Source organism: Rhodanobacter sp. B05 (assembly GCF_002001085.1).
Taxonomy (GTDB): domain Bacteria; phylum Pseudomonadota; class Gammaproteobacteria; order Xanthomonadales; family Rhodanobacteraceae; genus Rhodanobacter.
The window spans coordinates 49,833-63,586 of sequence record NZ_MUNU01000017.1 but is presented as its reverse complement, the minus strand read 5'-3'; the positions used below and the strand labels follow the sequence as shown (position 1 = coordinate 63,586).

Here is a 13,754-nt window from a genome sequence, read left to right as displayed (position 1 = left end):
CCCCTGCATCTTCTCGTCGGTCGAACACCTCAACGCCGTCCCAGACGCTTGCGCAAGCGCGACCACAGGGAGTCTTCCGAGGTCGACACCGAACGATCCCTGGGCAGCTCCACGGCCAATGATGCCAGCGTACCGGTGACGATATTCAGGAGTCGCAGGCTCACCGCGGTCTCCTTTCTGACCCGGGTGGCAAACTCGACCGCCAGCATGGAATGCCCACCCAGGTCGAGGAAGTTGTCGCTGCGACGGATATCCTGCACACCGATCAGTTCGCGCCAGATGTTGGCAAGGTAAAGCTCGCGCGGGTCGGTCATGGTTTCCGCGGTTGCCGTGGGTTCCGTTGGTGCCGATCTGGACTCCGCGACGGCGACGGCAGCCGCCGGCATCGGCAACGCCTTGCGATCGATCTTGCCGTTCGGCGTCTTCGGTAGCTCCACCAGCGCCTCGATGTGCTGCGGCAGCATGTAGCCGGGCAGGCGCTGACGCAAATGCTCGCGCAACGCCCGCGCAGTCGTCTCGATGTCCCCGTCAATCGCCACGTACAGCACCATGCGCGCGTCGTTGGCGCCAAACTGGCGCAGCACCACCACCGATTCGCGCACGACCGGGTAACTGTCGGCCACGGCCTCGATGTCGCCCGGCTCGATGCGAAAACCGCGAACCTTGATCTGGTGGTCGGCGCGGCCATGGAAGTACAGGACGCCATCACGCCAGGTGCCGAGATCGCCGGTGCGGTACATGCGTGCCGCGCCGCCGGCAAAGGGATCGTCGACGAAGCGTTCGGCGGTGAGCTCGGGCTGGAACAGATAACCCGCGGCAACGCCATCGCCTGCGATCCATATTTCCCCGATGACGCCCGGCGGCAGCGGGCGGAGGCGGGCGTCCAGCACATAAACCTGCGTGTTGGCGATCGGCCTGCCCAGCGGCACCACGTTGATGCCCGGCTTGATCCGCGCCACGGTGGACCAGATCGTCGTCTCGGTGGGACCGTACAGGTTCCAGAACTCGCGGCAACGCCCGGCCATGCTGTTGGCGACCACCAGCGGCAGCGCCTCACCACCGACAAACAGGCTCAGCTGATGCACGGCGCGGTCCTGTCCGGTGTCCTGCAGCAGGCGCAACATGGACGGCGTGGTCTGCAGCACATTGCAGCCGCTGCGATCGATCAGCTCCCACATCTGGTGCGGCTCGTGCTGCTCCTCGTCGGTGGCGATCACCATGCGCCCGCCCACGATCAGCGGCAGGTACAGCTCCAGCCCGGCGATGTCGAAGGACAGCGTGGTGGCCGCGCACAACGTGTCATTCTCGGTGAAACCCGGCTCACGCGCCATGCTCAGCAGGAAGTTGACCAGGTTGCGATGCAGGATGCCGACGCCCTTGGGCTTGCCAGTGGAGCCGGAGGTGTACAGCACGTAGGCGGTATCGTCGCCGCGTACCTCCGGCAAGCCTGCGGGGCCAGCAGGCTCCGCCGCCAGCGCGTCCACACCGAGCAGTTCACGCCCTTGGGCAACCGCCGAAGGCAACAGCCCGGCGTCGGTGACCAGCACATGGCGCAGGCGTGAATGCTCGGCCATGTACTGCAGGCGTTCGGGCGGAAAGGTCGGATCCAGCGGCACGTAGGCGGCGCCGCTGCGCAGCACGCCGAGCACGGCCACCAGCATCGACAGGCTGCGCGGCACGCACACGCCGATGCGGTCGCCCCGACCGAGGTCACGGCGCCCCAGCGCCGCCGCCAAGCTGCGGCTGGCGCGATCAAGGCCGGCGTAGTCGATCCGCTCGCCTCCGCACTCCGCCGCGATCCGCTGCGGCGTCCTGGCCATCTGCGCCTCGATCAGCGTCGGCAGGCCCTGGCTGCGGTCGTAGTCCATCGCCGTCGCGTTCCAGCCCTGCAGCAGCTGTTGGCGCTCGGCGGCGTCCATCAATTCGAATTCGCCGAGCGTGGTATCCGGTTTCGCCACCGCCTGCGCCAGTATCTGCTTGAGATAGCCGGCCCAGCGCGCCGCGCTGGAGGCATCGAAGATGTCGGTGTCATAGGTGAGCCCACCCGCCAAGCCGTGGCCATGTTCGATGAACCACAGGCCGACGTCGTCGGCCGCGCCATGCTGGAACAGCGGGATGTTCTGATGCGCGAGATCGCCCCAATGGTCGGGGCGCAAGCGCACATCCTGGAACGAGAACATGGCCTGGCTGATCGGCGGCCGGCTGTCGTCGCGGCGAACATCGAGTTCGGTTATCAGGTGATCGAACGGCACATCGGGATAGGCGAATGCATCGAGCACCACGCTGCGCATCTTGCGCACCACCTCGATGAAAGACATCCCGGGATCCAGCTGCGCCCTGAGCGGCAACGCATTGGCGAAATAGCCCATCACCCGCTCGAGCTCCGCCGTGTCGCGTCCGCGCACCTGGGTAGTCACGATCAGGTCGTGCTGGCCGCTCAAGCGTTGCAACAGCACGTACCAGGCGCCCAGCAGCACCATGAACAGGGTGGACTGCGCCTGCTGGCCCAACTGGTGCAATGCCGTCTGCTGCGCGGCCGGCAGATGGATCCATTCGGTGGCGCCGGCACCCGTCATGCGTGGCGGGCGCGGGCGATCGAGCGGCAGTTCGAGCGGTTCGAGCTTGCCGGCCAGATGCTGTCGCCAATGATCCAGCTGGCGCTCCAGCTCCTCGCCGCGCATCCATTGCCCGTGCCATGCGGCGAAATCGCCGTATTCGACGCTCAGCGGTGCCAGCGGCGTGGGCCGGCCGGCGCAGAACGCGCCATACAGGCTGGACATTTCCTCGTACAGCAGGTCGAACGACCAGCCGTCCCAGATGATGTGATGCACCGCGAAATAGAACACGTGCTCCTCGGCGCCGAGCCGGAACAGACGCGCGCGGAACAGCGGCGGCCTGGCCAGGTCGAACGGTTCGGCGGTCAACTCGTCGAGGCGTCGCGCCAGCGTCGTTTCGCGCTCGTCGTCGGGCAATCCGGACAGGTCCTCCAGCGGCAACTCGAAGGCGAGCTCGGCATGGATGCGCTGGATGGCGGTTTTGTCGCCCGGCTCGATCGAGGTGCGCAAGGTCGGCTGGCGCCGCACCAGTTCGCGCAGCGCCTGCTCGAACGCGGCCTCGTTCATCGCGCCACGCAAACGGTGCGCGGATGGCGCGTTGTAGACCACCCGGCCGGGATGGATCTGCTCCAGATACCACATCCGTTGCTGATTCAGCGAAACCGGCGCGACAGTCCGGTCGGCCAGTCGCGGGATGGATCGCGGCATGCCGTGCGAAGGCGCGCCATCGGTCTGCACGGCGCGAATGGCCGCTGCCATCAAGGCCACCGTCGGCGCATCGAAGACGCTGCGCAACGGCAGTCCGAGCTCAAGCTCGCGATTGAGCCGCGCGACCAGCCGCGCGGCCAGCAGCGAATGGCCGCCGCGCTCGAAGAAGTTGTCGTGCACGCCCAAGCCGGCACTGCCGAGCACGTCCGCCATCGCCGTCGCCACTTGCTGTTCCAGCTCGTCGCGCGCCGCCACCCGGGCGACCGGGCCGGCGCCCGTATCCAGCGGCGGCGGCAACCGGCCGCGGTCCAGCTTGCCGTTGGGCAGCAGGGGAATCGCATCCAGCAGCATGAAGTGCTGGGGAATCATGTAGTCGGGCAGCAACTCGCGCAGTGCTCCGCGCAGCGATGCCTCGTCCACCGCCGCCGCAGACGCGGCGACCAGATAGGCCACCAGGCGGGCGTCGCCGGCGCGGTCCTCGCGCACGATCACCAGCGCGCGGGCGATCTCCGGCCGACTGAGCAGGTGCGCCTCGATCTCGCCCGGTTCGATGCGGTAGCCGCGCAGCTTGATCTGGAAATCGACCCGGCCCAGATGTTCGATGTTGCCGTTGGCCAGCCAGCGGCCGCGATCGCCGGTGCGATACAGGCGCGCGTCGGCCTGTCCCGCATACGGATCGACGACGAAGCGCTCGGCGGTCAGCTGCGGCCGGTCGAGATAGCCCAGCGCCACGCTGCATCCGCCGATCCACAGTTCGCCCGGCACGCCCGGCGGACACAGCTGGCCTTGCTCGTCGCGTATCCACACGCTGGTATTGGCGACCGGACGGCCGATCACGATGCCGTCCCGCGGGTTCTGCACTTTCCAGAACGTCGCATACACGGTGGCCTCGGTCGGGCCATAGCCGTTCCACACTTCGCCGCAGCGCGCCAGCAGGGCTTCGGCGAGGTTCAGCGACAGCGGCTCGCCGCCGGAAATCGCCTTGAAACCGGGGTGCCCCTGCCAGCCCGACTCCAGCAGCAGCCGCCAGCCCGATGGTGTCGCCTGCAGTACCGTCGCCGCGCTGGCTTCCACCAGCGCGCGCAGCGCCACGCCGTCACGCACCTCATCGCGACTGGCCAGGATCACCTGGGCGCCCACGCACAGCGGCAACAGCAATTCCATGAACGCGATGTCGAACGACAGCGTGGTCACCGCCACCAGCCGATCCTCCGCCGCGAGGCCCGGCGCGCGTTGCATCGCGGCCAGAAAATTGGCAGTGGCCCGATGCGGCACCAGCACGCCCTTGGGCTGGCCGGTGGAACCGGAGGTATAGATCACGTAGGCCACCGCATCGGGCGTGGCCGCCTCGGCATCGCGGCCCAGCCGGGCAGCCGGCAAGGCCGCCAGTTCCGCCTCGAGCCGGTCCAGTTCCAGCACCGGTCGGCCACGCAGATCGAACCGGTCGGCATGGGCGCTGTGGGTAAGCAAGGCGGCGAGACCGGCGTCGCCGACCATATAGGTCAGGCGTTCGGTAGGGAAAGCCGGGTCCAGCGGCACGTAGCCGGCGCCGCTCTTGAGCACGCCGAGCAGCGCCGCCAGCATGTCGGCGTCGCGGTCCAGCGCGATGCCGACCAGCGCGCCGCGATGCACGCCGCGGGCACGCAGGCAATGCGCGATGCGGTTGGCGCGCGCCTCCAGCTCGGCGTAGGTCAGCGCCGTTGCGCCGGCGCGCACGGCGATGCGCGTCGGCGCGCGATCGCACTGCGCCTCGAACGCTTCGTGGGCGCGCTGCTCGATGTCGAAGGGGGTGGCAGGCGGCTGCAACGCCTGCAGTTCGGCGCGCCCGGCGGCATCGACCAGCGGCAGCTCGCCCAGCGCAAGCTGCGGCTGCGCCACCGCAGCGCGCAACAAGGTCTCGTACGCGCGCAGCCAGCGGCGCACCGTGTCGGCATCGAACAGGTCGCGGTTGTACTGGCACTCCAGGCGCAATTGCCCGTGCTCCTGCACCGCATTGATCGACAGCTCGAAATTCTCGAACGAGCGCGCCGTGCCGGCGAACGTCAGCGCCAGGCCGGGGAACGTCGCGCTTTCGTGATCCAGCGCCTGGTCGATGTTGAACAGCACGCTGACCAGCGGCAATCGACTCGCATCGCGCTCGACCCCGAGCTTCTTCAACAGGCTGCCAAACGTGCACTGCTGATGCTCGAGTCCGTCCAGCAAGGTGGCGGCGGCCGCGCCAAGCAGTTGCGTGAACGGCGCCGCCGGATCGGGCGCAAACCGCAACGGCAGCAGGTTGACGCCATGCCCGACCAGATGGTCGTGGCCGTCGATCGCCTGCGCCGCGGCCGGGATGCCGATCACCACCTCGGCGTGGCCGGCGATCCGCGCCAGGGTCGCCGCGAAGCTGCCGAGCAAGGTCGCGAAGACGCTGGCGCCATGCTGCGCGCCGGCACTCCTGATCGCCGACATCAAGGCCACCTCGAACACGTGATCCACGCGCCCCGACGCAAAAGTGCGCAGCGCCGGGCGCGGATGGTCGGCCGGCAGATCGAGCACGGGGATCGAATCGGCGTAACAACTCCGCCAATACGCTTCGTCCTCGATGTGCGCGTGCTGCTCCGAGCCGCGCGCCTGCAGCAGCGCAAAGTCGGCGAACGAATCGGCCGCCGGCAACGGTGCGGGGGCCACGCCGGTGCGCTCGGCATACAACGCCGCCAGTTCGCGCACGATCACCCACCACGACCAGCCGTCGCAGACGATGTGGTGCGCGGTCAGGATCAGCACGTGGTCGTCGCCGGCGCAGGCCACCAGCTCGGCGCGAAACAACGGGCCGTGCTCCAGGTCAAACGGGGTTTCCACGGCGTGCCGCAGGCGCGCGTCCAGCGCCGCCGCGCGCCCGGCGGGCGCAAGCGGGGCGAGATCGGTTTCCGGCATCGCCAGCGACAAGCCATCCAGCACGCAGAAGGTTTCGCCATCCGGGCCGAACGTGGCGCGAAGTGCATCGTGCCGACCGACCAGATCCTGCAGCGCCGCGTGCAGCGCACCGCGATCGAGCGTGCCGTGCAGGCGCAGGCCCGCCGATTCGTTGTACGCCAGCGAGGCTTCGGCGCTGAGCTTGGCCGCCAGCCAGATCTCGCGTTGCGGCTCCGTGCTCGGCACCACGCGGGTCAGCGCGCCGGCGTCGAACGGGTCGTAATCCACCGCGCTCAAGGCGCCGTGCTCACCGCGGTCGTGCGTGCTCATGCGCCCACCTTCATGTATTTACCGGGTTGCGCGGGATTGGGCACGAACCAGCACGGCCGGCCATCCGGTTCCCGGCCGAGCCGGGCGCCCGGCAGCGGGGGCCGGCTCGGATCCATCACCGTGCGCGAGGTGGCCACGCTGCGCGGCAGGAACTCGGCCTCCTGCAGCTCCAGCACGGAATCCTTGTAGGCCTGGGTGATCTGCCGGAAATCCGCCTCGCTGTGCGCGGTGGTGAAGAAGCACGGGAAATTGTCGAGGATGTGCACGCCGCGACTGCGCATCATCGCGAACAGCAGATCCTGCAGCGGGTGATCCTCCAGGAACTGGGTTCGCCACACCGACGCGAAGTGCTTGATCGCGATGGGCGCGCCGACTTCGTCGCAGAATGCGTTGAGCTCGGCCACCATCGCGGACGTGCGCGCGTTCAGGCGCTCCTGCAAGCCGGCGCCCTGCTCCTTGATGTGTTGCAGGCTCGCCCTGGCCGCGGCCAGCGCCAGCGGGTGGCGCACGAAGGTGCCGGCGAAATAGGTGACCCCCACGGTCGGCACCGAGTCGTCGCCGAACTGCCAGGCGCCGCCGTCGAGCGCATCCATGAACTCGCGTTTGCCGGCGATCACGCCGATCGGATAGCCGCCGCCCACCACCTTGCCGTAGGTGGCCAGGTCGGCCTGGATCCCGAACAGGGCCTGGGTGCCGCCCGGATGGGCACGGAAGCCGGTGACGATTTCGTCGAAGATGCACAGGCTGCCGGTCGCGGCGGTGATCGCGCGTACTTCGCGCAAAAATTCCACCGGCTGGAAATCGGGGCGCCGGCTCTGCACCGGCTCGATCAGCACGGCCGCCAGTTCGTGCGCGCGTTCGCGGATGATCTGCAACGACTCGGGCGTGCCGTAATCGAGCACGATCACGTTCTCGGCGGTGTTGCGCATGATCCCCGGCGCCGCCGGCACCGCGCGCAGTTTCTTCGTGCCGCGCACGATCATCTCGTCGATGATGCCGTGATAGGAGCCGCTGAACAGCACCACGGTGCTGCGCCCGGTCACCGTGCGGGCGATGCGCAGCGCGCCCAGCACCGCCTCCGAGCCGGTGTTGCACAGCGCCGCGCGATCATGCCCGGTGATCTCGCAGATCAGTCGCGCCACGTCGCCGGAGAGCGGATGTTGCGGGCCGATCTCGTAGCCCAGGTCGAGCTGGCGGCGGATCGCCTCCATCACGAAATCCGGCTGCCAGCCGAACAGGCTCATGCCGAAACCGTTCAGTGCATCGACGTACTCGTTGCCATCCAGGTCCCACAAGCGGGAGCCCCTGGAGCGGCCGATCACGATCTGGTAGACGATCTCCTTGAGCATCGGCCTGAAGCCGTTGACCACGCGCGGATCGGCCATGTGCGGCCGCTCGGCCTCCGTGTACTCCTTGGATTTTCGAGTGCGGGCGACATAGCGCTGGATGAATTGGTCGAGCCTGGCCTGCTGCCGCGCCGTCAGTTGCAGGTCGCCCGCGGTGTTGATCCGGGCGATGGCGCCGAACGCCTTCTTGACGTCGTATTTCGTGTGCGCGAGCGCGGTCTCCTCATCCACCGCCGCCGGTGCGACCGGCGCCACCACTGCCGCGGGCAGCGCGGGCAGGCTCGCCGCCGGCGCCGCGAGCGCACCTGTCGGCGGATTCGGGTTGCCCGCCAACAGCGCCAACTGCTGCGCCATCAACTGCATCTGCTGCGCGATCACCTGCTGCACGTAATCCGTATTCATGTCACTCCCCGATATCGATCCCGTAGCCGCCCATGCCGAGGGAGCCGGCGGCAATGCCGCGCCCGCGGGCGCCCGCACCGCAGCGGCCGCGACCGCCGCGGCCGGCAATTGTGCGTCCAGCAAGTCGGCCAGTTGCGCCAGGCTCGAGGCGTCGGTCATCAACTGCCGGAACGTGATCTTGACCGCAAACAACCTGGACAGATGCAGCGCCATCTGGGTCAGCATCAGGCTGTCCAGGCCCAGCTCGATGAAGTGCGCGGCGGCGTCGGCATCGGCCAGATCGACGCCAGCCACGTCCTCGAACGCCGCCTTCAACTGAACGATCAATTGCGGGCGGCGATCCCCGGCGGCAAGGGCGGGCGCAATCGGCATGACAGGTTTCTCGCTGCAAGGTGGCACGGCAACCAGCACGGGCGTCAACGGCGTCACCGCGGGAGCGCGGACGGCGGCCGCCTCGACCCAGCAACGCTGGCGTTCGAAGGGATAGGTGGGCAGGCACAAGCGGCGGCGGTGGCGACGATCGAGTCGATTGGGCGCGATCGCCACGCCGCGACACCATAGCTGGCCGGCCGCCAGACGGAAGCTGGCCAGCTCGGCGGCCGCCGTGTCGGCCAGCGTCGCGAGCGCGGACACCGGCACGCGCTGGGTGCCCAGCCGCTGTCGCGCCAGCGAACTCAACGTGGATCGCGGCCCGACCTCCAGCAACACGCGCGCCGGCGCAGCAAGCAATTGGCCCAGCGCGCCGGCGAAGCGCACCGGCTGGCGCAAGTGGTTGGCCCAGTAATCCGGCGAAACCGCCTCGTCGGCGCCGATCCAGTCGCCGCTGAGCGTGGACACCCACGGCAGCTGCGGCGCGCGGCGGGTTACCGCCGCCACTTCCGCGCGGAACGGTGCGACGACCGGTTCCATCTGCGCCGAGTGGAACGCATGCGAGGTCTGCAGCAGGCGGCAGGCAACGCCGTCGGCATCGAGCGCCGCCTGGAACGCGGCGATGGCCGCGTGCGGCCCGGCCACGACGCAGGCCGCAGGCGCGTTCTCCACCGCGAGCGACAAATCCGCGGGCAGACGCGCCTGCAGCGCCGCCCACGGCAAACGCACCGACAACATGGCGCCGCCCGGCTGCGCTTGCATCAGCGCCCCGCGGCGCGCCACCAGATGCAGGGCGTCACGCAGTTCGAACACGCCCGCCAGGGTCGCCGCGACGAACTCGCCGATGCTGTGGCCGACCAGCGCAGCCGGCGCGATACCCAGGCTCAACCACAGCCGGGCCAGCGCGTATTCGATCGCGAAGATCGCCGGCTGCATCACCGCGGTCGGCAGCAGGGCGTCGGCATCGTCGCCGAACATGCGTTCGCGCAGGTCGAAACCCAGCTCCTCGCGCAGCAGCCCGGCGCATTCGTCGAGCGCGTCGCGGAAGGCCGGCTCGCCGACATGCAGCGCGCGCCCCATGCCGGCGTATTGCGCACCCTGGCCGGGAAACATGAATACCACGTCGCTGGCCCGTGCCGGCAGGCCGCCCGCCGCCGCCCGCGCGGTGTCGGCACTGGCGAGCTGCGCCACGGCAGCGTCCACGTCGTCGGCCACCAGCGCCAACCGATGCGCGAATGCCTTGCGGCCCACGCCGAGCGTCCACGCCACATCCGCCAGGTTCGCCCCGGGCTCCTCGCGCAGGTGCGAAGCGAGGCGCGTGGCCGCCAGCGCCAGCGCCGCGGGCGTACGCGCCGACAGTTGCAGCAACTGCGGCCCGACGGCCGCCGTCGACGCCGGTCGCGGCGGCGCTTCCTCGAGGATCACGTGTGCATTGGTGCCGCCTACGCCGAACGAACTGACACCGGCACGCCGCGGGCCATCCCCGGCCTCCCACTCGTTCAACTGCGCGTTGACCACGAACGGCGAACCGGCGAAGTCGATCGACGGGTTCGGCGCGTGGTAATGCAAGGTGGGCGGAATCTGGTGCTCGCGCAGCGCGAGCGCGGTCTTGATCACGCCCGCCACGCCAGCGGCGATCACCATGTGCCCGACATTGCTCTTCAGCGAAGCGATGCGGCAAAAACCGCGGTCCGTGGTGTTCTGGCGGAACGCGCTGACGAGGCCCTCCAGCTCGATCGGGTCGCCGATCGGCGTGGCGGTGCCGTGCGTCTCCACATACGAGATGCTGCGTGCGTCGACGCCGGCGTCGGCCAGCGCCATCGCGATCACCGCCGCCTGCCCGGCGCTGCTCGGCGCCATGAAGCTGGCCTTGCCGCCGCCGTCGTTGTTGACCGCGCCGCCACGGATCAGCGCATGAATCGGGTTGCCGTCGGCCAGCGCGTCGGATTGGCGCTTGAGCAACACGACGCCCGCGCCATCGCTGAACACGGTGCCGCCGGCCTGGGCATCGAAGCTGCGCGTGTGGCCGTCCGGCGACAGCATGGTGCCCTCTTGCGCGAGGTAACCGCTGCGCGGCGGGCAGGTGATCGACGCGCCGCCCGCCAGCGCCATCGTGCAGCGCCCAGCGCGCAACGCATCGACCGCCTGGCAGATCGCCACCAGCGACGTGGAGCACGCGGTGTTCATGCTGATCGCCGGTCCGGTGAGGTTGAGCCGATGCGCGACGTGGGTCGCCATGTAATCCTTCTCGTTGGCCAGCATCACCTGGAACGCGCCCAGCTTGTCGACCAGATCCGGGTGCGCGGCGAGATGGCGCTGGAAGTAGGTCGCGTTGTGCATGCCGGCAAACACGCCCACTGGCGCGTCGTGCACATCCGGCACATGGCCGCCGCGTTCCAGGCACTCCCAGCACAGCTCCAGAAAAATCCGTTGCTGCGGATCCATCAGCTCCGCCTCGCGCGGCGGAATGCCGAAAAACGCGGCGTCGAACATCTCCACGCCGTCGATCACGCCACGCGCACGCACGTAGGCGGGGTCGTCGCGCAAGCTGGCCGGGATGGACGAGTCGAGCTCGGCCGGCTCGAAGCGGGTGATCGACTCGCGCCCGGCGCACAGGTTCTGCCAGAACGCCTCGACGTCGTCCGCGCCCGGGAACCGCACGGCCATCGCGATGATGGCAATCGGCTCGTCATCGGCGACCTGCCGACCGCGCGCCATGCGCGCGCCGGCAGGACCGCCTTCGGCCCGTCCCTCGATGATCGCCGCCAGGCCAGCCGGCGTCGGCGCAGCGAAGAAATGCGTGATCGTCGGCGTCGCCGCCCGGTTCGCGGCGGCGCCATCGCGGATGCGCGCCAGCGCACGTACCGCCAGCAGCGAGTTGCCGCCAAGGTCGAAGAAATTGTCGTGGCGGCCGACCTGGTCCAGCCCGAGCAGATCGGCAAACAGCTCGCAAAGCCGCTGTTCAACCGCGCCGATCGCCGACACACAGGCGCCGGCCAATTCCGGACGCTGCCGATCGGGCGCTGGCAACGCACGCCGATCGAGCTTGCCGTTGGCCGTGACCGGCAGCGCAGCCAGCCGCAGATACGCCGCCGGCAGCATGAAGTCCGGCAGCTCGCGCGCGAGCTGTGCCTGCAATCGTGGTGCGCTGACCTGTTCATCGGCGGCCACGTAGTAGGCGACCAGACGTTTCTGCCCCGGCCGGTCTTCGCGGGCCAGCACCGCGCAGGCGCGCACGCCGGGCAGGCGTTGCAGCGCCGCCTCGATCTCGCCGACCTCGATCCGGTAGCCACGAATCTTCACCTGGCCATCGACCCGGCCGATGAACTCGACGACGCCTTCGGGCAACCAGCGCACCAGGTCGCCAGTGCGGTAGAAGCGCTCCTCGGTGGCGCCGCCGGGGTCGCGCACAAAGCGTTCGGCGGTCAACTCCGGGCGATGCAGATAACCACGCGCCACGCCGGCCCCGCCGATGTACAACTCGCCCACCACGCCCACCGGCACGCACTCGCCGCGTGCGTTCAGCACCTGCAGGGTGGTGTTGGCGATCGGCCGGCCGATCGGAATCGAGCGCGCATCCGCGGCGAGTCCGGGCGGCACCTCGTAGGTTGCCGAAAACGTGGTGCATTCGGTGGGGCCGTAGCCGTTGATGATGACAGTACCGGGCAAGGCCGCACCGGCCTTGCGCACGTGCGCCACCGACAAGGCCTCGCCGCCGATCAGCAGTTGCCCGAGCCCGCGCAGATCGTGCGCATCGTCATCCACGATCGCGTTGAACAACGCGGCAGTCAGCCACGCGATGCGCACGGCGTGGCGTTCGATGGTGGCGGCCAGCCCGGCGCCGCTGGGAATGCGCTCGTCGTGAATCACGCAGGTGCCGCCGTTGAGCAGGGCACCCCAGATCTCGAAGGTCGACGCATCAAAGGTCAGCGCCGCGGCATGCAAGACGCATGGATGCTGGCCAAACTCGACGTATCGCACGTCGCGGACCAGCCGGATGATCGCGCGATGGCAAACCTCGACGCCCTTCGGCGCGCCGGTGGAGCCAGAGGTGTACATCACATACGCCGACGCCGCGCCTTCCAGCACCGGCAAGGTGGTGGTCGGCTGCGCCTGCTGTAACTGCTCCACGGACAGGATCGGTGCGGCGATCCCCGCCAGCTGCGGTGCCGCGCCAGCCACGACGACGAGGCTGGCCTGCGCATCGGCGATGGCAAACGCGAGGCGTTCCGGGGGATGCGTCGGATCCAGCGGCAGATAGGCCGCGCCGGCTTTCAGGATGCCCAGCATGGCCACGATCGCTGCGGGCGAACGCTCAAGCAGCACGGCGACCAGCGCACCGGTGCCGACTCCCGCAGCCAGCAGGCCGGCGGCCACCCGTTGCGCGCTTGCATCCAGCTCGGCATGGGAAAGTTCGCCACCTGCCCAAGCGACGGCGATGACGTCCGGATGCTCCAGCGCTCCGGCCGCAAACAGACCGTGCACGGTATCCTGCGCACGCCGCTCCACGGCGGTGGCGTTCCACTCCAGCACGATGCGTTCGCGCTCTGCCTGGCTCAGCGGCGACACCTCTTCCAGCCGCGAGGCCCGACCCAGCCCGCGCAGAACCTCGATCAGTCCGGCCGCCAGCAGCGCCACCATGGCGGTGTCGAACACGGCTGTCTCGAAGTTCGCGTGCAACCCGGCATCCCGGACCGACCACAGCAGCGGCACGCCGCCGACCTCGCCAGCGTCCGCCCACGCCTGGCTCGCCGCATCGAGCGACGGCGTGGCGTCGGGCGCGTCGGATGAGGGTAACGCCGCCGCCCCGGTCAGCCAGGCGTCGAGATCGGCGCTGGCCGGGACGGCCTGGAGCTGCGGGCCAGCCGCGGTGTGCACGGCCAGGCACGACTGTCCGGTCAGGCGCGACTCCAGCAGCGCCAGCGCCATGCGTCGCAGCGTCGCCGGCTCCAGTTCGAGCCGGCTGGCACGCGTCTCCAGCGCCGCCATCACCGACGCGTCCAGCGGGCACGAAAAATGCTGCCGCGCGACCGCGCCGGCCACGGTTGGCGCACGCACCAACACGTCAAGCAAGGACGCGCCCGAAAGCGTTGCGCCAGACTGTCCGAGGGTAGCAAGTGTCATGGAAATTGCCTGGTGCCCGCTCCCC

General features: G+C 69.3%; 2 protein-coding genes. Both read right to left on the bottom strand.

Annotated features, from left to right (window positions below; translation table 11 throughout):
- Window positions 1–29 precede the first annotated feature (29 nt).
- Window positions 30–6,488, bottom strand: a complete 6,459-nt coding sequence (locus B0E47_RS11625) for a non-ribosomal peptide synthetase (RefSeq protein WP_077514435.1) — start codon at window positions 6,486–6,488, stop codon at window positions 30–32.
- Window positions 6,485–13,669, bottom strand: coding sequence for a polyketide synthase (locus B0E47_RS11620; protein ID WP_254422931.1), 7,185 nt, complete (start codon window positions 13,667–13,669; stop codon window positions 6,485–6,487). Before B0E47_RS11620 ends, B0E47_RS11625 begins: the two co-directional genes overlap by 4 nt.
- Window positions 13,670–13,754 lie beyond the last annotated feature (85 nt).

Excerpts from the sequence above, each read along its gene's own strand:
- B0E47_RS11625 (WP_077514435.1), bottom strand. The coding sequence starts at position 6,488 with ATGAGCACGCACGACCGCGGTGAGCACGGCGCCTTGAGCGCGGTGGAT.